Origin of the sequence: Paenibacillus sanguinis 2301083 = DSM 16941 (genome assembly GCF_000374825.1) — a bacterium.
GTDB lineage: Bacteria > Bacillota > Bacilli > Paenibacillales > Paenibacillaceae > Fontibacillus > Fontibacillus sanguinis.
This window is the reverse complement of the sequence record NZ_KB895377.1, coordinates 17,209-36,998: the sequence shown is the minus strand read 5'-3', so window position 1 is coordinate 36,998 and position 19,790 is coordinate 17,209. Positions and strand designations below refer to the sequence as shown.

At 51.3% G+C, this 19,790-nt stretch carries 19 protein-coding genes; 4 read left to right on the top strand and 15 right to left on the bottom strand.

Going from position 1 to position 19,790, the window contains the following annotated elements:
* Positions 1–398: 398 nt before the first annotated feature.
* From C557_RS0103635 to hemE, 7 genes are all read right to left on the bottom strand, one after another.
* On the bottom strand, positions 399–2,357 hold the full coding sequence (locus C557_RS0103635; RefSeq protein ID WP_018750464.1) for an ABC-F family ATP-binding cassette domain-containing protein: 1,959 nt from the start codon (positions 2,355–2,357) through the stop codon (positions 399–401).
* Positions 2,358–2,373: 16 nt separating this feature from the next.
* Positions 2,374–3,204 carry a DUF92 domain-containing protein gene (locus C557_RS0103630; RefSeq protein ID WP_018750463.1) on the bottom strand — a complete coding sequence of 277 codons (831 nt, stop codon included), beginning with the start codon at positions 3,202–3,204 and terminating at the stop codon, positions 2,374–2,376.
* Positions 3,201–3,842: a fumarylacetoacetate hydrolase family protein gene (locus tag C557_RS0103625; RefSeq protein ID WP_026263277.1), complete on the bottom strand. Its 642-nt coding sequence runs from the start codon at positions 3,840–3,842 to the stop codon at positions 3,201–3,203. The genes C557_RS0103630 and C557_RS0103625 overlap by 4 nt, the downstream gene beginning before the upstream one ends.
* An 81-nt stretch (positions 3,843–3,923) precedes the next feature.
* Positions 3,924–5,255: a CapA family protein gene (locus C557_RS0103620; RefSeq protein ID WP_018750461.1), complete on the bottom strand. Its 1,332-nt coding sequence runs from the start codon at positions 5,253–5,255 to the stop codon at positions 3,924–3,926.
* Positions 5,256–5,393: 138 nt separating this feature from the next.
* On the bottom strand, positions 5,394–6,827 hold the full coding sequence (gene hemG, locus C557_RS0103615) for a protoporphyrinogen oxidase (protein ID WP_018750460.1): 1,434 nt from the start codon (positions 6,825–6,827) through the stop codon (positions 5,394–5,396).
* Positions 6,824–7,780 carry a ferrochelatase gene (gene hemH, locus C557_RS0103610; protein ID WP_018750459.1) on the bottom strand — a complete coding sequence of 319 codons (957 nt, stop codon included), beginning with the start codon at positions 7,778–7,780 and terminating at the stop codon, positions 6,824–6,826. The genes hemG and hemH overlap by 4 nt, the downstream gene beginning before the upstream one ends.
* A gap of 60 nt (positions 7,781–7,840) precedes the next feature.
* Positions 7,841–8,908 carry a uroporphyrinogen decarboxylase gene (gene hemE, locus C557_RS0103605; RefSeq protein ID WP_018750458.1) on the bottom strand — a complete coding sequence of 356 codons (1,068 nt, stop codon included), beginning with the start codon at positions 8,906–8,908 and terminating at the stop codon, positions 7,841–7,843.
* A 245-nt stretch (positions 8,909–9,153) separates the two neighbouring features.
* Between hemE and C557_RS0103600 the strand changes: the two genes are divergently transcribed.
* On the top strand, positions 9,154–10,344 hold the full coding sequence (locus tag C557_RS0103600) for an MFS transporter (RefSeq protein WP_040676422.1): 1,191 nt from the start codon (positions 9,154–9,156) through the stop codon (positions 10,342–10,344).
* On the opposite strand, the gene C557_RS0103595 is transcribed toward C557_RS0103600, so the two are convergent.
* Positions 10,341–11,513, bottom strand: a complete 1,173-nt coding sequence (locus tag C557_RS0103595; protein WP_018750456.1) for an alanyl-tRNA editing protein — start codon at positions 11,511–11,513, stop codon at positions 10,341–10,343. The genes C557_RS0103600 and C557_RS0103595 overlap by 4 nt on opposite strands.
* A 255-nt stretch (positions 11,514–11,768) precedes the next feature.
* Between C557_RS0103595 and C557_RS0103590 the strand changes: the two genes are divergently transcribed.
* Positions 11,769–12,464 carry a cupin domain-containing protein gene (locus C557_RS0103590; RefSeq protein ID WP_018750455.1) on the top strand — a complete coding sequence of 232 codons (696 nt, stop codon included), beginning with the start codon at positions 11,769–11,771 and terminating at the stop codon, positions 12,462–12,464.
* A 92-nt stretch (positions 12,465–12,556) separates the two neighbouring features.
* Here C557_RS0103590 and C557_RS0103585 read toward each other — a convergent pair whose 3' ends face one another.
* Complete coding sequence (locus C557_RS0103585) at positions 12,557–13,192, bottom strand: class I SAM-dependent methyltransferase (protein ID WP_018750454.1); 636 nt, start codon at positions 13,190–13,192, stop codon at positions 12,557–12,559.
* 125 nt (positions 13,193–13,317) lie between these two features.
* Between C557_RS0103585 and C557_RS0103580 the strand changes: the two genes are divergently transcribed.
* Together C557_RS0103580 and C557_RS0103575 are read left to right on the top strand one after the other, a co-directional pair.
* Entirely contained in the window at positions 13,318–14,463 is a 1,146-nt protein-coding gene (locus tag C557_RS0103580) for a THUMP domain-containing class I SAM-dependent RNA methyltransferase (RefSeq protein WP_018750453.1), read from the top strand.
* 57 nt (positions 14,464–14,520) lie between these two features.
* On the top strand, positions 14,521–16,527 hold the full coding sequence (locus C557_RS0103575) for an LTA synthase family protein (protein WP_018750452.1): 2,007 nt from the start codon (positions 14,521–14,523) through the stop codon (positions 16,525–16,527).
* A gap of 37 nt (positions 16,528–16,564) precedes the next feature.
* Here C557_RS0103575 and C557_RS0103570 read toward each other — a convergent pair whose 3' ends face one another.
* The 6 genes from C557_RS0103570 to C557_RS0103545 form a co-directional block, all read right to left on the bottom strand.
* Positions 16,565–16,804 carry a YuzB family protein gene (locus C557_RS0103570; protein ID WP_018750451.1) on the bottom strand — a complete coding sequence of 80 codons (240 nt, stop codon included), beginning with the start codon at positions 16,802–16,804 and terminating at the stop codon, positions 16,565–16,567.
* A gap of 34 nt (positions 16,805–16,838) precedes the next feature.
* Positions 16,839–17,141: a heme biosynthesis protein HemY gene (locus C557_RS0103565; RefSeq protein WP_018750450.1), complete on the bottom strand. Its 303-nt coding sequence runs from the start codon at positions 17,139–17,141 to the stop codon at positions 16,839–16,841.
* 90 nt (positions 17,142–17,231) lie between these two features.
* Complete coding sequence (locus C557_RS0103560) at positions 17,232–17,471, bottom strand: hypothetical protein (RefSeq protein WP_018750449.1); 240 nt, start codon at positions 17,469–17,471, stop codon at positions 17,232–17,234.
* 54 nt (positions 17,472–17,525) lie between these two features.
* Entirely contained in the window at positions 17,526–18,155 is a 630-nt protein-coding gene (locus C557_RS0103555) for a TraX family protein (protein WP_018750448.1), read from the bottom strand.
* A gap of 165 nt (positions 18,156–18,320) precedes the next feature.
* A complete protein-coding gene (racE, locus tag C557_RS0103550) occupies positions 18,321–19,139 on the bottom strand; it encodes a glutamate racemase (RefSeq protein ID WP_018750447.1) in 819 nt (272 codons plus the stop codon).
* 191 nt (positions 19,140–19,330) lie between these two features.
* The gene (locus C557_RS0103545) at positions 19,331–19,747 is read right to left on the bottom strand and encodes a YtxH domain-containing protein (protein ID WP_018750446.1); all 417 of its coding nucleotides are present in this window, start codon (positions 19,745–19,747) and stop codon (positions 19,331–19,333) included.
* Positions 19,748–19,790: the final 43 nt, after the last annotated feature.

Sequence of the window (19,790 nt, the reverse complement as noted above, 5' to 3'; positions counted from 1 at the left end):
GTCGCTGTTGCTCACAGATTTCTTTTTATTCAATAAATTCTTATAGGGTAGAAATTCGCTCACAAAGGCAAACGCTCCGCTTCTCAGTCCCTAGCTTCATCCAACCTTCTCGGTGCTGAAAAGCTGACTTTTTGAGCTTTTGTTAAGGCTCAATCTAAAAATTTTCTGCGAAGCTACAACAAAGAAAAGACCCTTCGTTAACGAAGAGTTTACAAATTGTTGTGATATTTACATGCTCACCACACAAGGCAGCCATAGCTCCAACGTGTATTATACCATCTTGACTGACAGGTGGCTTGCTCAAAAAATGAGCATTTCGCCGCTTCTTGGGCAAAAAAGAAGAGAAAAGCCTGAGGGTTCCCGGCTTTCCTCTTTGCTGCTCTGTTTTAGCAGGCCGTTCAAGAATGGCGCCCCGCCTCTATCTTCTCGGCCAACTCGTTCAAGTAAGTCCAGCGCTCCATCAGGCGCTCCAATTCAGCCTCGGCTGCTTGCTGAGCCAGCATCAGCTCCTGGAGTCGCATGGCATCGCTGGCTGCCGCCTCCATGTCCTCTGTAATAGTGGTCAAGCGCTGCTCGGCGGCTTCGATAGTAGCATCGATCGTATCATACTCTCGCTGCTCGTTATAGCTGAATTTCAGCTTCTCAACGCGTGAAGACTCGCGTCCTCCGATATTCGGCTGACCTTGCGGCTTGCCGGCGGGAGCAGAAGCGGCCTCACTTCCCCGCAGGCTGGAAGCATTAGCCCCCTTGGAATTATTCCCCGCCTGCACCCGTTCCTCATAATCGCTATAGTCACCCACATGGACCGCAACGATCCCGTCCCCCTCGAAGGCCATAATTTTGTCCACAGTCCGGTCCAGAAAATAGCGGTCATGAGATACAACGAAGACAGCACCGGGAAATTCATCCAGATAGGCTTCCAATACCGAGAGCGTTTGGATATCCAGATCATTAGTCGGTTCATCCAGCAACAGCACATTAGGCGCACCCATCAGCACCCGCAGCAAGTACAGCCGCCGTCTCTCTCCGCCCGACAGCTTGCTGATTGGCGTCCACTGCATGTCAGACGAGAACAGGAAACGCTCCAGCATCTGCGAAGCGGTAATGCGTGAACCATCCGCCGTAGTAACCACCTCGGCTGCTTCTTTTACATACTCGATAACCCGCTGACTTCCGTCCATTTCCTGATGTTCCTGAGTAAAGTAACCGAGATTGACAGTTTGACCCGTCACAATCTCACCGGCATCAGGTTGAATGCGTCCGGCAATCAGGTTCAATAGCGTCGATTTGCCGCTGCCGTTAGGGCCTACAATGCCCACGCGATCCCCCGGAATAGCGGTGTAGGTTAACTCCTTAATCAACACACGGCCCGGAATGGCTTTGCTTAAGCCCTCAATCTCCAAAATTTTGCGCCCCAACCTGGTGGATGCAACTGAAATATCCAGTTGATTATTTCTGGACTCCGGCCCCGCTGCTTGCAGTTGCTCAAAGCGTTCGATCCGGGCCTTCTGCTTGGTCGAGCGCGCTTGCGCTCCCCGACGAATCCAGGCCAGCTCGGTACGCAGCAGATTTTTTCTCTTCTGCTCAGAAGCGGCTTCGCGTTCCTCACGCTCGCTCTTGAGCTCCAGGAACCGGCTATAGTTGGCCTCATAGCGGAACAAACGTCCATGATCAAGCTCCAGCATGACGTTGCATACCCGGTCCAGAAAATAGCGGTCATGCGTAATCAGCAGCAACGCGCCACGCCGCTTCTGTAAATACGTCTCCAGCCAAGCGACCGAATCATTATCGATATGGTTGGTAGGCTCGTCCAGGATCAACAGTTCCGAAGGGATAATTAGCGCCGAAGCTAACGCTACCCGCTTGCGCTGTCCCCCGGACAATTGGCCCATACGCTGGGTAAAGTCGGCAATTCCCAATCTTGACAACACGCTTTTGGCATCGCTGACCAAAGTCCAGGCTTGCAGCCGATCCATCTCCTGAGACAAGCGCAGGACTTCAGCTTGCAGCCTCTCATCGCCGGGCTGCTGCTGGAGTGCTTCCTCCACTTCCATATAGGCCGATACCACCTGCAGTTCGGATCCTCCGCTTTGGAACACACCACGTAAAACCGTGATATCCGGGTCATACTCTGGATTTTGAGCCAGAAAGGTCACTCTCGCATCCCGATTGATCGACACTCTTCCCTCATCAGGCTGATCCAGGCCAGCGATGACTTTAAGGAAAGTCGATTTCCCCGTTCCATTGACACCGATAATCCCGATCTTATCGTTCTCGTCCATCCCGAAGGAGGCATCTTTGAACAATACCTTCTCCCCATACGTCTTCGTCAAGCTCTCTACCGTCAATATATTCATATTAATCCCTACTTTATCATATCATCCCGATTCCCCAGGCCAGCAGCCCTGCCCCAAGAGAACTGAGTAAATTCACCATGTCATTGCTCATCCAGCTTAGGCCCCTTGAAGGCAAGGTACCCTGACCGCAGTGAAAGGCCACCTCGACTTCCTTGCCGCACACCGGGCAACGCTGCATACGCTGGAGGGTTGCTCCCAACCAGGAATCAGCGAAGGCGCCAGCCATGCCGGAAAGTCCTCCAACCATCCCCCACTTGACCAAGGCCAGTAAAATAACCCCAACGCTACTGCCTGCTACACCATCTGTCCATAGCAACAACAGCCAGGCAGCTCCGCCGATGCACACAGCTCCCGCTAGTGCTGCCATACTTCCAAGCCAAGTAACTCCTCCCGAGGTTCCCGGGGGTATAACCCGGCCACTCCGTATAGAGTGGGGTGGCGACTTGCTCAGTCCCCCCCATTCGGTGGCCCAGGTGTCCGCTGTGACCGCCGCCATGGTGCCAACAAAGAAATACGCCCAGCCCGGCGAAGGCCAAATGAAGTTGCCCAAGCAAGCCAGCATCCCAAGTCCACCGTTAGCCAATACCTGTGCTGCATCCCGGCGGCCGCTCTTGGCATAGGACTTCTCCAGTTCCTGCTTACGCTCGCGGCGAAGGTGAGAGAATATCGAAGAACTCACGAAGAAGAGCAGCAAAATACCGAACCAGAACAGATTGCCTGCGCCATAATACACCGTCCCCATCACCAGCGCAGCAAGCATCCCCGATAAGGATAGCGATCTTTTTGCATAAGCGGCGCCCGACACGATCAGGGCACAGACGAACCCGATCAACCAATCCGTCATCATGAAGCAGACGGGCCGGACTCCACAGTACAACTGCCCAGCACCCGGGAGTCATAAGAAATCTCCAGCTTGTCTCCCTGATAAACGGGTCCCACGCCTTCCGGTGTACCGGTGAAGATCAGGTCCCCTTCACCCAAGCCGTAATTGGCCGCGATGTAATCGACGATTTGCTGCAACGGAAAAATCATACGGCTAATGTTGCCCTGCTGGACCGTCTCCCCATTCTTGCGCAACACAAAGTCGGCAAGGGCTGTCTCCACGGCTCCAGGGAAGGCCAGATAAGGAGTAATCGGCGCGGACTTAAGGAAGCCCTTGGCCGGGGTCCACGGATTTCCCTGTTCTCTCACGGTGTTCTGGACATCGCGCAGCGTAAAGTCGATACCAAACGCCATGACGTCCACTAATTCATCCACCGTCATTCCCGGTTTGTAATCTCTGGCGATGCGCAGAACCAATTCCACCTCATAGTGTACGGAGCCCCGATCAGCCGGAAGCTGAAGCCCGGTTCCGTCCATCACGGCAACCGCATGGGATGGCTTGAGGAATATCATCGGCTCGGATGGCACATCATTGCCCAGTTCCTCAGCATGGGCCTTGTAATTTCGGCCTACGCAGTACACGTTTGCGATCAGTTTGTTCATCATCTTCTCGTCCTCCCTATATAGTCGTCCCCAGATTCTCGGGCAGACGCTTCGTTTCCTCTGAATAATCCTTCTCTCTTGCTACCCGAATACTTCGCCGGTTTCTGTAATTGTCACACCGGGAGATATCTCTGCGATCTCGTTAAGCAGCTTGCTTCCCTCCTCCGCGTTCATCGGCACCGGTTGGCCCAATTCAGTACGGTATGGGATCAGGCGCAGTCTGCATGCTCCCTCCTTCGTGTACACCGCTGCGAATACCGCAGTCTCCCATGTCTTCGGGTCCTTCGATTTGGTGAAAATAAAATTGCCCGTACTATAAACAATCCATTTACCCTTGTATTGCTCCAGCCCCTGTATCACATGGGGATGGCTGCCGATGATCAGATCAGCCCCGGCATCAATATAGGCATGGGCCAACTCCTGCTGATGCTCCTCCAGGACTGTTGTCCGCTCTTTGCCCCAATGGCTCATAACCAGCACAAGATCGGCATTCTCCTTCGCCGTACGAATCGCTTCCAACGCTCGCTTAGGCGAATACACCGAGGCTACCCCTGCGTGATTAGCCCCCGCAGCCCAGCTGGATTTCGGCACGACCCGGCTGAATGATAGCAAGGCAACCTTGATTCCCTTACGCTCCAGATATACAGGAGCATAGGCTTCGCCCTCGTCATGACCGGCCCCGGCATAGGCTATATTATGCTCCTGCAGCGCCTTCAAAGTATCTTTAAGTCCGGAGATACCCTGATCAAGGATATGGTTATTGGCCAGTCCAACCGCATCCACACCGGCCTTGACCATGGGCGCAAGCGCCTTGACCGGGGACTTGAACACATAGGCCTTGTTCTCAGCCGGCTGCCCGCCCTCCGTTACCGGTGTCTCCAGGTTTAACAGGCTCAAGTCATCCTGTTCAAACAGCTCCCGGATATATGCATAGGGAAAATCATACCCCTTCTTCTCCAATCGCTCCTGCACTTTACCGGAAAACATCGTATCCCCGGCGAAATGAATCAGCAAATCTTCTCCTGCTGCTTCGCTGCTCCTAGGTGCATCAGCCGGTGGTTCATAGGAAGCTAACGGTTCTGAAGCATCTGTCTCCTCCGGTTCGATCAAAGCCTCTTTTTCCACGTTTCGCCCGTTTGCTTCCTGCTCCTCTACAGGCTCTGTCGTTTCTTCCTCCCCAGCCTCTCCCCCCAGATAGGCCAAGCCATCATCCAGTGACTCTGTGGGTGGCAGATACTCTGGAGCTTCTGTCTCCAGACCTCTCTGCTGGGTTCGCACTTCGACATAAAAATAAGTCCCCAGCACAAAAATCAGAGTGAGCAGAGTTAAATTAAGCAGGAGCCATATCCGGTTCTGAAGCCGCCGGTTCTCCTGCTGCTTTTGCTTGTTCTTCTGCGATCTTGGTGGATACATTACGGACTCCTTTGAAACCATATTTCAAACCGTATTGATTTTATTATATCAGGTATCGGGAAATAAATAGAACCCCTCGCCTAATTTGCAGGCAAGGGGCTCCAACGTCCCAGATCTCAGCGCAAAACCTTTCCCATATTACGGTTGTGCTGCCTTCAGCCCCGATGCCATGCGCTCAGCCAATTCCCTGGCTTGTCGGATACAATCAGGCAAGCCAACCCCGTGAAAGGCCGCTCCGGTAGCATATACACCAGGCAACTTCGCTTCAAGGTGTTGGCGAAGATCAGCCAACTGCTGCAGATGGCCCACCGGATATTGCGGCATCGACTTCGGAAGCCGGGTAATCTCTGTGAATAGCGGACGGGCCTTGACTTCCATCAGCTTGTTCAGGTCGTTAAGCACAAGCTCTGTCAACTCCTCGTCGGACAGAAACACCTTCTCTTCATCCCCGGAGCGTCCCACGTAGCAACGCAACAGCATTTTATCGTCAGGACTCGTATGCAACCATTTGACACCGGTCCAGGTGCATGCGGTAATGTTCATGCCTTCCCTGCGAGGTACAAGGAAACCTGAGCCGTCGAATAACCCTGCAACATCCTTTTTGTCGAAGGCCATTACCACATTGGCAACAGAAACATAATTAATCGCATCCAGCGCGGCAACGTCAACATGAGGACGCAAAAGCTCGGCTGCGGCAAAGGCTTGCACGGTAACGATAACCTCGTCAGCCTCCAGCGATTCTCCCGTATTCAGCAGTACTTGATAATGGCCGTTTTCTTTGCCTGAGACAGGGCGAATTTCTGTAACTTCACTCTCAAGACGCAGATGAATATCTGATAACGAAGCTGTTAACCCTTCAACCAGAGTTTGCAGACCCTTGCGAAACGTCAGGAAGGCACTGCGTTTAGTCCCTGTATGCGTCTCCGCCGGCTTCTTGCCACCCATCATCCCCTTGATAAGGCTGCCATTGGCGCGCTCCGCCTCTCCGAACTGCGGGAAAGTCGACTGTAAGCTCAGCTTATAGGTGTCTCCAGCATAAATTCCGGCCAGCAGCGGCTCGGTAATATTTTGCAGAACCTCCGCGCCCAACCGTCGTTCAATGAACGCTCCAAGTGATTCATCCTCCGTACTTTGTCTGGGCGGCATCACCAGATCAAGCATCGCCCTCGCCTTGCCGCTCCAACTCAGGAGCCCGCTGCGCAGAAATGGACTTAGCTCCGTAGGAATCCCCAGCACGAGGCCGGACGGCATCGGGTGCAGTTTGCCACCGCTAACGATATATGTCTTCTTGGCCTCTGGGTTCATAGAGACTAGCTCCTGCTCCAGACCAAGCTCTCTCGCCAGATCGATCATGGCCGTCTTGCGAGCCAGGAAGGAATCCGGACCCTTCTCAATCACGAATTCGCCCTTACGCAACGTTTCAATTTTGCCACCCGGGACACTTTCTTTTTCCACCACAGTAATCCGTGGCGTCACACCCTGTTCTCTGTAAAATTTGCGGACATAAAACGCTGCGGACAGGCCGGTCAATCCCCCGCCGACAATGACCACATTACAGGAGGCTTCACTCATTCATCTTCATCTCTTTCCCATTCCGAAGTTCTCATAACCATGTCAGCTAACGTCTCCATATATAGCGGTTCCGTATTTAAGGATTCAATGCGCTCCAGACGCATGTCCAGTTCTTTCGCTACGGTCTTGGCTTCAATATCCAGATCGTAGAGTACCTCCAGATGATCGGACACAAAGCCCACCGGAGCAACAAGCACATCCTCCACCTGCTTACGGCTCAGTTCCTTTAATGTGTCGAGAATATCGGGGCCAAGCCAAGGCTCGGCTGTTCGTCCCGCGCTTTGCCACGTAAATTGCCAGGAGCTAAGCTTGGCCTTTCTTCCTACGGCCTCCGAAGTCTCAAGCAATTGGTCACGGTATGGATCGCCCATTTGCACCGTTCGTTCAGGCAAGCTGTGGGCACTGAACAATACCTGTACCTGATCACGCACCGCACCCGCTTCTTCAAATTCGTCCAGTTTCTTCGCTACTCTCGCCGCAAAAGCGTCAATTAATTTGGGATGAAGATGATAGCTCTCCACAAATTTCATAGTTACTCCCGCTTCCTGCGCCTGTGCCTGAGCCCGCTTGATGTAGCCACCGATACTCATAACAGAGTAATGCGGAGCCAACACAATACCGACCCCCTTATGAATGCCATCCGCTGCCATCGCATTTACTCCGTCCTCAATGAAAGGAAAGGCATGCTTCAGCCCCTGATAGCAGACGAACTCTACATTCTTGTCCGCCGTCATTTGATTCAAGGTTTCCTGCAAGGCAGCAACCTGCTTGTCGGTATTCTCCCGTAAGGGGAAAAAGCCACCCACGATGGCCTCATACCGGCCAACCAGTTCCTGCAGTTGTTCAGGGGTTGGTGCATGACCACGCCGGATATGCGTATAATAGGCCTCGACCTGATCCAAACTTTGCGGTGTCCCGTAGGACATCACCAATACTCCGATCTTTAATTTCACGATTCCTGTTCACCTCTGGTCAATAGTTGGTTTATGTCATATGTCATCCCAGCCGAATGATCAGCCATGCTGTGCGGGGGCATTTTGCCGGATCAGCGCCTCCCGGGAATACTCATGTACGAATTCCGTCAGTTCCCGCAGCTTCTCAAGGGAAGCCTCAGGGAACAAGCCGTGCCCAAGATTGAAGACATAGCCTGGCGACAGTACCCCTTCATCAATAATCCGTGCCGCATGTTCTTTTATCACATTCATTGGCGCCGTCAACAGGTAAGGGTCCAGGTTGCCCTGTACGGCAAAGCTCTGACCCAGGCGCCGCCGTCCCTCCGATATGGATACACGCCAATCGAGTCCGATGGCATCAGCCTCAATCCCCGTCAGTGTTGGCAACAACTCCCCTGAGCTGACGCCGGGAAAATAAATTTTCGGTACATCCAAATGCCGAAGTTCGGCAAAAATACGTGTAATTGTAGGAAGCACATAAGTTTTAAAATCTTCTGGGGCCAAAGCACCCACCCAGCTGTCAAATAATTGCAACGCCTTGGCACCATGCAAGACATGGGCCTGCAAATAAGTAATGACCATGTCGCCCAGTTTGTCCATCAGCTTGAACCACAGCTCTGGCTGTCCATACATCATGGCCTTGGTGTGAATATAGCTTTTGGACGGACGTCCTTCAATCAAGTAAGAGGCAATCGTAAACGGGGCTCCGGCAAAGGTAATCAGGGGAACCTCAAGCTCCCGGTCCAAAATAGAAATCGTTTGTAAAATATGGGATAAGTCCTTGTCTACGTCAATCGGCCACAGACGTTCAATGTCCGCTTCCGTGCGTATGGGCTGTTCGATTACCGGCCCTACATTCTTGACGATATCAAAATCAATGCCCAGTGAAGCAACCGGATTCATAATGTCGGAATACAAAATAGCTGCGTCTACGCCAAGCTTGCGCACAGGCATCATCGTAACCTCGGCTGCCAATTCGGGTTGCCGGCAAATCTCAAGCAAACTGTACTTTTCTTTAATTTTCCGGTAATCAGGATCGTATCTTCCTGCCTGGCGCATGTACCAAACCGGCAGGCGATCCACTTCCTGCTGTCGCAAAGCCCGGATCAAGCGATCATTATAAGCCAAACCCTACGCCTCCTGAAACTTATTCTATTATAAATGTTCTAATTTACATTATGCCCTTTTTAAAAGTAAGTAACAACTCTCACAACGGAAAAACGGATGGCGAACCTTCGACAATCGAAGGAAGAGAGCATGAAGTTTGACTCAGACCGGAGCCATCCCCGGATGTGATATAATGGAAAGACTTTGTTTGGACAACCAGATATGAAAGGAAGTGAGGCACTTTGAAGACGTGGAAGGTCAATCTCATGGTGCTTTGGGTAGGGCAATTTTTTGTCAACGCCGGAATGACAATGATTACCCCCTTTCTCTCGCTGTATTTAGCGAGAGATTTGCATGTTCAGGGGGAACAAGCCATCGGGCTTTGGGCCGGGTCAATCTTTGCCGCCAACTTTGCGACAGCATTTATCTTTCAGCCGTTATGGGGGAAGCTGGCTGACAAATACGGACGCAAAATTATGCTGCTGCGCTCGGGTTTTGGGATGGCCATCGTCATTACGCTCATGGGCTTGGCTACCGAGCCTTGGCATTTGCTGGGACTGAGGCTCCTGAACGGAACCATCTCCGGCTTTAACCCTGCATCCGTGGCCTTGGTGTCAGGAACGGCTCCGAAGGAAAGAATGGGCTTTGCCATGGGCTTTACACAATCCGGACTCGTCGCCGGTACCATCCTGGGCCCCTTAATAGGCGGTCTGTTGGCTGGCTGGGTTGGATTCCGTCCTATCTTCTACATCACCGGCGCTCTGTTGTTCTTTGCCTCCGTATTGGCTTTATTGTTCGTGCGCGAGAACTTTAATCGCGAAGAAGCTGCCCATACTCCTCAGCCCTCGGTACTGCAAGGTCTAAGAGAGCTGACCAAGACCTCTCAACTTGCTGCCTTGTTTGCCGTCACCTTCTTGCTGCAATTCGCCATGTTAAGCCCGATGTCACTGCTGCCGCTATATGTAGAGAAGCTGCACGGTCAAACTGCCGATGTTGCCTTTTGGGCCGGGTTAGTCAGTGCAGCTACCGGGATTTCCAATATAATCACCTCTCCGGTGCTCGGAAGAGTCAGTGACCGGATTGGCGCGCATCGTGTGCTTACCTTCTGCTTGGTTGGAGCCGCCTGTACCCTTATCCCTCAGGCATTTGTTCAATCCGTGTGGCAGCTCATTACCGTCCGCTTCATGCTGGGTATATTTATGGGTGGACTCCTTCCCAGCGTCAACGCCTTGATCCGTCATTATACGCCGGACGGTATGGAGAGCCGGGCATTTGGATTCAACAGTAGTACACTGGCTCTCGGCAATATGCTGGGCTCGCTGATTGGCGGATTTCTTTCGGGTTATATCGGCATTGAAGGCCTGTTTATCATCTCCGGCAGCCTGTTGATCATCAATACGCTATGGGTCCGCCTCAAGCTATATGGCAAAGCCAAAGTGCATACCGGACGAGCTTAGTCCTCATGGGCCTGTCTGGTATGCTCAAAAAAGGCCAGTAAATCTTCAGCGTCCGCAAAGCCTGCCTGGGCCTGCTTGTCGCTTCCTCCGCCCTTTCCCCGGTAAGCAGGAAGTTGCTCCTTGAAGAATGCCCCGCAGGATACAGGAAAGCTGCCGCTATGAGCAAATACCAGCTTGTTCTCAAGCTCGGACGCGAGCAGCACCATGACTTCCCCTCGCGCGATTAACTCGTTCGCCAGGCTTTGCAATTGCCCCAAGGACTTGTCCGCATAACGCTTTGCGATCATCCCGCTCTCTTGCTTGGTGAGCAATTCCTTGGCCTCATGCATATCGACTCTTTGCTGCAATTTAGACACTTCTGCTTGCAGCCGCTTCTGTTCTTCCTCCCAGCGGTCCAGACGGTCGATGAGTTCATCTCTGCCTGTCTTCAGCTTGGCTGTAAGTTGGTTTAATATGCGTTGCTGCTCCTGAAATTCCCTTAAGGCTCGATGCCCGCTCTTGAAGATAATTCGAGTGCACCCTTTCTGCTTCTCGCTCTTTAACAGCTTAATCATACCGATAGAGCCGGTGGAGGCGACATGAGTCCCACCACATCCGTTATATTCAACGCCTTCCGTCTCAACAATACGAATATGCTCCGTGACTTTTGGCGGCTTAACCAGCGGCAAGCGCTGAGCCTGCTCCGTGGACACGAAATAGCTAACAATCCGATGATTCAAATAAATATGATGATTCACCTCCTGCTCAATGGCAGCAAGCTGTTCAGCCGATAGCTCCGGCTTATTCACATCAATCGTGCAATAGTCGGCTCCCAGATGGAAGCTTACCGTGATGGCCTCATACAAGTCACGACAAATGGCAGATAGCAGATGTTGCCCGCTATGCTGTTGCATATGATCGAATCTGCGTGTCCAATCGATCTCGCAAACCACCTCGTCCGTATCTGGAAATTGCTCCACACGGTGCAGCACCTCGTCCGCCTCGCTGATGACATCCAGCACCTGAACTCCTCCAAGAGTGCCCGTATCATGAGGTTGTCCCCCGCCATCAGGATAGAATGCACTTTCCTCCAGCACGACAAATTGACCATCCTCACGCTCCAGCTTGTCCTTCACCCTTGTCACCCACCGCGTCAAATAGGCATCCTCAAAATAAAGTCTTTTTGTCATAGTCATGCTCCTCTCCTAATTGATCTGTATGCTTTTCTCATATCCTTCAAAAGCAAGATGGCCTGCGTAAACTGAAATGCTTATCAACCGCATTATTAAACTGTAGCCTGCTTTTCCTTAAGCAATTCACATTTACTAAAAAAAAGTGTATGTATCGGCCCATAAAATCATAGTTATCTATAGAGATTTTTCAAATCAATTTAAATTTATAGGAAGAACAGCTCTGTAAGCCCAAGAGAAAGGTAGGGAAAAAGCATGGCGGTTTCATACATGAATTACGCCTCACCCTCAGCGCAATTCACCTTCGATGTTAATCAAAATACCACCTTCAAGAAAGATGATCGCAATTTTATTAATGAAGTGTCTATCCAGCAATTAAATACATTAGGCAATGTCTCGCTCCTTGATGTCTATCTCGATAAAAACAATATCGTGGAGCCTCATATCCATCAGAACGCCTCGGAACTCGTATACTGCATCACCGGGGAAGTCATCGTGTCCATCATCAACCCATTTACCCTGGAGCTTCGCAACTATCCCAACCGTCCTGGTCAGGTGACCAGCGTGCCCCAGGGATGGTGGCATTATGATACTGCCGCGGTGGACGGCACGCATTTCCTGGCCATTTTCGATGCGCCGATTCCTGAGGTCATTCTGGCTTCGGATATGCTGCGACTGACCCCTCCCGAGGTACTCGCTTATGCTTATTGCCTTGATCCGGCTAAAGTTAAGGACACCTTCGGCCCACTCAACCAATCGGTGCTCATCGGCCCACCGAAGGGCTGCCATCAGGGACAGCCGAACGCTCACCTGACCCATCATGCTCATTCAGCCCAACCTCCCTATAACCAGGGATACGGGCTAAGATTGAACGAGCAAAGCGACGGCAATCCCCGGCGCCCTCAAGTGATTGGCAATGGCTGGGCGCATCTGTATCATAACGGGCCTTGAAGCCGCGACCTTTGTCTCCCCGCTTTTTCCCTTGACGCACACCAAGCAGCGCTTCCTGAACGGGCCGCTGCTTGGTGTGTTCGCTTTAATGATTACTTGACCATGGCCAAGGCCAGACCGTCATACGCTGGCAACAAGGTACTTATTAACCGCTCATCCCGGGCTATGGCCTCGTTAAAACGGCGCATCGCCTGTACTGAAGGTCCATTTTTGTCCGGATTCAGCGTCCGGCCTCTTAACATAATATTATCCCCCGCTATTAATGCACCCGGATTGGCCAGTTTGATAGCATACTCCAGATAATTAGGATAATTCTCTTTATCTGCATCGATGAAGAAGAAATCAAACCGTTCTCCTTCTCTCTCCAATATCTCCAGGCTGCTAAGGGCCGGAGCCACTCTATAGCTCACAATATGCCCGAAGCCGGCCTCCTGGAGATTCCTGCGGGCCAACTCAGCGTTCTCTTCCTTTAATTCCAGTGAAAGCAATCTTCCTCCTTCAGCCGGAAGGCCCCGGGCCAGGCATATGCCGCTATATCCCCCCAATGCGCCGATTTCCAGGACCGAGCTTGCCCTGGCCAACTTCACCAGGAGCGTCAGAAGACGTCCGTATCCCGGTGCAATAGATACATCCTTAAGCCCGCTTTCGACAATGGATTGTGTTACACGCTCCAGCACCTCATCGCTGGCATATAATTCATCCCCGTATTGTTCAGGCGTCAACATCATGAATCTTCCCTTCCTATCTACTTCAAGAAGCGTTTGTAACTTGCAGGACATTAGCCTATACTGAATTGTATGGTTTTTTGTTTATTCTCACAAGTACAAAGCTGAAGTTGGAGTGATTAACAAGCATGTCTGGACCTTTGAAATTGATCGCAACCGCACCGATGGGCCTGGAAGCCGTAGTGGCGCGGGAGTTGAAAGAATTGGGCTATCACGATACCTCTGTGGATAATGGACGCGTTCATTTTACCGGAGAATTGATCGATATCTGCCGCTGTAATTTGTGGCTGAGAACCTCTGACCGGGTCCTGATCAATATGGGCCAATTCAGTGCCATGACCTTTGAAGAATTGTTCGAGGGGACCAAGGCTCTGCCTTGGCAAGACTGGATTCCGGCGAATGGGGAATTCCCCGTAGAGGGTCGTTCGCATAAATCACAGCTAAGCAGCGTTCCGGCTTGTCAGGGAATCGTGAAGAAGGCCGTGGTTGAGAAGCTGAAGCAATCCTATGATATCGAATGGTTTGAAGAAAACGGGCCGCGCTACGTAATTGAGATTCATCTATTAAATGATCAAGCTTTGCTCACACTTGATACTACGGGACCTGCACTGCATAAACGAGGCTACCGGAAGCTAGCCACCGAAGCACCGCTGAAGGAAACGATGGCCGCCGCCATGATCCTGCTCAGCCGCTGGAACCAGAACCCGTCACGGCCGTTCTATGATCCGTGCTGTGGCTCGGGAACGCTGCCGATTGAAGCGGCGATGATCGGCTGGAACATCGCTCCCGGGCTGCGCCGAACCTTTAATGCCGAGAGCTGGCCGGCTGTGCCGGAAGAGCTATGGGCCAAGGCTCGCGAGGAAGCCATCGATGCTGTACGTGACGATATTCCGCTAAACATTGCAGGCAGCGATATTGATCCGGCTGCCATCGAGATCGCCAAAGCCGCCGCGAAAAGCGCCGGGCTCGCGGATGAGATCCGCTTTGATTGCTTGCCGGTCGTCAAGATTGAGCCGCAGGGCGACTACGGCTGCATGATTACCAATCCTCCTTACGGGGAACGGATTGGCGAGGAGAAGGAAGTTCGCAAGCTGATATCCCAGCTTGGCAGAATTACAGCGGGCTTGCCGACCTGGTCTTTCTTCGCCTTAACACCAACCAAGACGTTTGAGCGCGACTTCATGCGCAAAGCGGATAAACGGCGCAAGCTGTTCAATGGACGTATCGAATGTCAATATTTGCAGTATCTCGGACCCCTTCCCCCACGTCATTAATCGTGGCGGGAGGGTTTCTCCCTTTTCACGGAGCAAGAAAGGAGTTGGCTGTTTGTCATGCTACGCTTTACTTCCGAACGCGGCGGCTTCATCCACCGAATAAATTGGCTGCGGCAATCCCGGTATTTTGCCTACCTCATGTTCATACTGGCCATCTTTATCAAGCTTGTATTATTTCATGGTCAATTGAAGGCCCGTTATATTGACATGAGCTTGATGGATGACCTGATAGCCATCGGTTCTATTATGCTGGCCTCATTCTGGACATTATGGCTCCCTGCCCGAGCCTTCAAGTGGGGAATCGGCAGTCTGAATGTGCTGCTCACCTTGTTGATCTTCGCTGACCTGATCTATTACCGGTATTTTGCCGACTTTATTACGGTACCTGTTCTAATGCAAGCAGGACAGGTGGGAGCCCTGGGCGAAAGTATTGAAGAGCTGATTCATCCTCGTGATCTGTGGCTGATCGCAGACTGGGCTCTCTGGCTAGTTGCCTTACTTTTCGCTCAGATGTGGCGGAGACAGGCACAGATAACCCTTTCCGCCACTGACAGTCTGGGTCCTGTCTATCGGGCAAATGCCAGATACCAAGAGAAGAAACAGAATAAATTGGGGCGCCTGTTCCCCGGCCTTGCTGTATTTGCTCTTGGCTTCATGTTATCCGTTGGCCCCATTCAGTTCTACGCCCGTACCTGGGCCGCCGGACTATTCGAGAACAATTGGTGGAATGTATCCCTGTATAATGTTACCGGCCTGCTGGGCTTTCACTATTATGATACCAGTCGCTTCGTGCAGGAGCAGCTTGGAGGAACCCATACAGTGGATGCAGGAGAAGAAGATGCCGTTCGCAGATGGTTCCGGGAGGCCAGACCGCGTCAAATCGAACAAAATGAGACCTTTGGTGCTTATGCAGGGAGCAACGTGATCGTCATCCAAGCCGAGGCCTTTATGAACTTTATGATCGGCCGGGAAATCGCTGGACAGGAGATTACTCCCCACTTCAATAAATTGATGAAGGAAAGCCTGTACTTCCCTAACTATTATCATCAGACCGGGCAGGGGCGTACCTCTGATGCGGATTTCTCCTCCAATAGCTCGCTCCATCCGCTACCGACCGGCTCTGTCGCTGTTCGTTACCCGGATCATCGATTTGATGCACTACCGCAAATTGTTAAATCCCAATCCGGTTACACCACCGCCGCCTTCCATGCTTATGAGGGCAGCTTCTGGAACCGGAATCAGTTGTATCCGGCAATGGGTTATGACCGGTTCTACAGCAAGAAGGATTATGTGATGGATGAGCCGCTAGGCTGGTCGCTGGGCGACAAGTCTTTTTTTCGCCAATCATTGGACTTTATGAAGCAAACCAAAGAGCCCTTCTACTCTTTCATGATTACATTATCCAGCCATCATCCCTATTCGTTGCCCGCCGACGCCCGAACACTGGATACTGGAGAGTTTGAAGGAACCATCTTCGGCAACTACCTGCAGTCCATTCACTATATGGATGAAGCGTTAGGCCAATTTGTAGCTGGATTGAAGCAGGAAGGTGTATGGGATCGTACCATATTGTACGTTTATGGCGACCATGATAACTCTGTTACGGTGCAACAGGATTATGAACGGTTTCTGGGCCATAAGCTAAGCGAACTGGATATGCATCAAATCATGAATCAAGTTCCGCTGCTGATCCATTTACCGGATAGCCAACATGCGGGAGTTTATCCGGAGCCAGCCGGACAGTTGGATATGACGCCCTCTTTGCTGCATCTACTCGGCATCTCTGCGGAGCCATACTACTTTATGGGCAATAATTTGTTTAGCAGCGCAACCGATAAACGCCTGGTGGTGCTTCGTACAGGGGCCTTTACAGACGGACAAGTCTACTATATCCCTTCAGCCAGCCATTTGTTTGAAGACGGGCAATGTTACGACCTGACCAGCAGGGAACTCACCGATATCGAGCCATGTCGCGTTCCGCAGGAGGAAGCGATAAAACGTTTGGAAATATCCGATACAATCATTACCACGAATCTGCTGAATTCGCTGGATAGCCGTAAATAGAACATCCCCGCTTCCTCTCGGAAACGGGGTTTTTTGTTCAATCCTCTGTCTTTGGTTTCTTAACGAATGGGGCGGCTTTCTCCAGCACCTCGTCTTCCGTTGGTGCACTGACATACCGGCCGTTAATATATACGAACGCTCTTTTGCCGCACGGGCCGCAATAAGACTTGCAGCCGACTTTAATCTCGGCGTCTGGCGCGAGCTTTTGCAATTTCGGTATAAAGGTCTTCATTCGGATATGATTGCATTTATCGCAAATCCGGATATCGTTAGCCATGCGTGGATCCCTTCTTTGTATGGTTCAGCTAAACTTAGTGGTCGCCATGATTTCCTTTAGAGGGATTAGTAATGACGAATCCTTCCTCCGGAAAATACAAATAATCAATCTTTACGCCATCCAGCAATGGATCAGTTCCTTCCACGATCACATCGATTTCCTTATCCGTCTTAATCACTTGAGCATCGCTCTCTGGCTTGGCCAAATCCAGACCATAATGAGCGTGATCCCCATGGGAGTGCGTAATGAATACCTTCAGAACCATTCCTTGATTCTCTTCTTTCTCAAGTTCCTGCTTTATCACCTTCGCCGCATTGCGGGTAATTTTGATGTTCATGAGATCTCTCCTATCTTGAATTGGCTTACTTAACATCCCTAATTGTAAAGAAACAATGTCAAACAAGCAAGAGCAAGGGGCAAATCCTTGCTATATACCAGGGTATTTCCGCTCAGCCCGGGTCACAAACCAGTTCATGAGCAGCATCGTCACCGCCATATCATCTATAGGTATCAGTGGCATGACATCAGGCAGAACCCAATACACGAGTGCCGGTACTGTCAACAATAGCTTATCGGACCACGGCACCTTTGCAGAACTCAGCAGAGGTAAAATGCGGCGAAAAATATGGGACCAATGCCGAAACGACCAAATTCTTCTCCATTTCACGACGCTTCCTCCTTTGATATGTTCAGATATACAGCGTGTTTCTTGCCCATTCAACTAATTACGCAGTGTATATGCCAAAATAACCAGCACAGCCAAATGCACCGGATAAAAGCTCCGCCATACCCAGCGCGGGAGTCGCCAGTTCTCCAACCTTCTCCAGACCTCGGGTCCATAGGCGATCACCATCGTCGGGATGATGCTTGCTAGCTGGACGATCCAGCCAAAGGCGAACAAATAAACGATATTCAGCAGCATATGCATGATGACAATACTGGCCGTTCCCCCGTATCTGAAAATTAAAACGAGCAGCAGTCCATAAGCTCCATAGTCGAACGACACGATCTCCATCAGCAAGCAGGCGGCAACAACAATAAGGCCGGACCCCACGCCATGCTTCACCTTTTCCAGCAAACGAAGGATAAGAGATGAGACTAACAGGGTAGCTACTACGTTCAAGCCGGTGGTGTCGAAGGCCAGTTGATAAGGAATTTGCGAGAGCAGGGCAATCATCCCCAGTCTCACGGCGTATCTTCGGTAATTGGAGGTATGGATATGACCTTGAACTAGCGCATAGGCATAGATGGGAAAGGCAATTCTCCCAATAATCCTCCAACCCATCTCCCCTGGAAAAAATATAAATCCAATATGATCAATCAACATCGTCAGCATGGCGATCAATTGCATGATCCTCTCTCCCTCCCCCATTACATAGGCTTGTCCGCCCTTCTAAGGTGCGTGTTAAAGCTTGGAAGAAGCCTAGGGGCTAAGTAGCGGAGTGATCAAAAAGACTTTTTTGAACAACCTCTAAAAGAACCTTTAGCCGGCATATCCCTCCAAAGGTTCTTCATGCTAGCCCACAGGGCTGGACACCTGCCATACAATCGGGGTCAATTCGATTTGCTCCCCTAGCCATTGGCGGGCAATCTTGCGGAACATGTCCGCATCCCCGCTACAGAAAAATTGATGCACCGGGATGTCGTTCCCCCGGGCCAGGCCCTCCTCCTGATGAAGTACCGTGCTGATCTCCCGAGCCGTCTCATCGGCTGAGCTGATCAACGTAACCTTCTCCCCCATCACCTGTTGTATAGAGTTCTTCAGGAAGGGATAATGGGTACAGCCAAGAATCAGGCAATCCATGGGATACTCCTTCAGTTCTTGCAGACAATTCTGTACGACGAACAAGGCCTCGTCGGTGTCATACAATCCCCGTTCCACTAATGGTACGAGTTCGGGGCATGCCTGGCTAACAATCTCGATTTGGGGATTCAGTTCGCGCAAGGCAATAGTATAAGCTTCACTACGAATGGTGCCAATCGTGCCGATAACCCCTACTTTTCCAGTCTTGGTGGTGCTGATCGCCGCTCTGGCCCCGGGATGAATGACACCGATGACCGGGATATTCACTTTGTCCTTGATGTAATCAAGCGCAGCCGCAGTAGCTGTATTGCAGGCGATGACAATCAGCTTAGGGTCAAATTGAATCAAATAATCAACGATTTGCTCGGTAAACAAACGAACCTCTTCAGGGGACCTTGGACCATAGGGAGCCCGGGCCGTATCTCCGAAATAAATAATCTTCTCTCTGGGAAGCTGTCTCATAACTTCCTTGCAGACCGTGAGACCTCCCACTCCCGAATCTAAGATGGCAATAGCTTGCTGCACGAACATACCGCTTCCTTTATCATCAAATTTTAATTTGAGTCTCTCTCGTTACTGTATGACTTGGGATCATAAAGCGTACCTAAATATTAACTTAATTCGCGACATCAAACAAGAAAGCCGCAGCTCCCGGACCATGAAAAAGGACCCCGATTCCAGGGTCCCCCATTAGGCCATATCGTCATGTCAGCAAAACCAACTTATTTAACGTCTCCGTCCTCTTCCGCAGTAACCGCAGCTTCAAGAGTAGCAGCCTCGGCATCCTTGCCATCTGTCTCCGGATCAACTACACCCAGCACCACGGTCTTGACCTCTTTTACAGTTTCCACTGTGTCTTCCACGATATCGGATACCTGCTCCGCTTTTTCCTTGGTCACCTGGCGAATATCCGTAATGATATCTCCGGCTGTTTCTTTCACTTTATCCACCAAAACAGTCCCTTTCTCCGTCACCATCCCGGCAACCTCCTGGGTCTTCTCTCCAACCTGGCGAGCCCCATCCGCGATGTCCTTACGAAGCTCTTTGCCTGGCTTTGGCGCAAACAGCAATGCCGTCACCGAACCGATGATCGTACCGATCGCTGCACCTAACAACCAACCTTTATTACCTTTACTCATACCTCATCTCTCCTTTTCAGCATTCCCCGTATCAGGGCGAATG

What these genes read in the sequence shown, in the direction of transcription:
- C557_RS0103635 (WP_018750464.1), bottom strand. Translation starts at nt 2,357, where the DNA reads ATGAATATATTGACGGTAGAGAGCTTGACGAAGACGTATGGGGAGAAG.
- C557_RS0103630 (WP_018750463.1), bottom strand. Translation starts at nt 3,204, where the DNA reads ATGATGACGGATTGGTTGATCGGGTTCGTCTGTGCCCTGATCGTGTCG.
- C557_RS0103625 (WP_026263277.1), bottom strand. Translation starts at nt 3,842, where the DNA reads ATGAACAAACTGATCGCAAACGTGTACTGCGTAGGCCGAAATTACAAG.
- C557_RS0103620 (WP_018750461.1), bottom strand. Translation starts at nt 5,255, where the DNA reads ATGTATCCACCAAGATCGCAGAAGAACAAGCAAAAGCAGCAGGAGAAC.
- hemG (WP_018750460.1), bottom strand. Translation starts at nt 6,827, where the DNA reads ATGAGTGAAGCCTCCTGTAATGTGGTCATTGTCGGCGGGGGATTGACC.
- C557_RS0103600 (WP_040676422.1), top strand. Translation starts at nt 9,154, where the DNA reads ATGGTGCTTTGGGTAGGGCAATTTTTTGTCAACGCCGGAATGACAATG.
- C557_RS0103595 (WP_018750456.1), bottom strand. Translation starts at nt 11,513, where the DNA reads ATGACAAAAAGACTTTATTTTGAGGATGCCTATTTGACGCGGTGGGTG.
- C557_RS0103590 (WP_018750455.1), top strand. Translation starts at nt 11,769, where the DNA reads ATGGCGGTTTCATACATGAATTACGCCTCACCCTCAGCGCAATTCACC.
- C557_RS0103585 (WP_018750454.1), bottom strand. Translation starts at nt 13,192, where the DNA reads ATGATGTTGACGCCTGAACAATACGGGGATGAATTATATGCCAGCGAT.
- C557_RS0103580 (WP_018750453.1), top strand. Translation starts at nt 13,318, where the DNA reads ATGTCTGGACCTTTGAAATTGATCGCAACCGCACCGATGGGCCTGGAA.
- C557_RS0103575 (WP_018750452.1), top strand. Translation starts at nt 14,521, where the DNA reads ATGCTACGCTTTACTTCCGAACGCGGCGGCTTCATCCACCGAATAAAT.
- C557_RS0103570 (WP_018750451.1), bottom strand. Translation starts at nt 16,804, where the DNA reads ATGGCTAACGATATCCGGATTTGCGATAAATGCAATCATATCCGAATG.
- C557_RS0103565 (WP_018750450.1), bottom strand. Translation starts at nt 17,141, where the DNA reads ATGAACATCAAAATTACCCGCAATGCGGCGAAGGTGATAAAGCAGGAA.
- C557_RS0103555 (WP_018750448.1), bottom strand. Translation starts at nt 18,155, where the DNA reads ATGCAATTGATCGCCATGCTGACGATGTTGATTGATCATATTGGATTT.
- racE (WP_018750447.1), bottom strand. Translation starts at nt 19,139, where the DNA reads ATGTTCGTGCAGCAAGCTATTGCCATCTTAGATTCGGGAGTGGGAGGT.
- C557_RS0103545 (WP_018750446.1), bottom strand. Translation starts at nt 19,747, where the DNA reads ATGAGTAAAGGTAATAAAGGTTGGTTGTTAGGTGCAGCGATCGGTACG.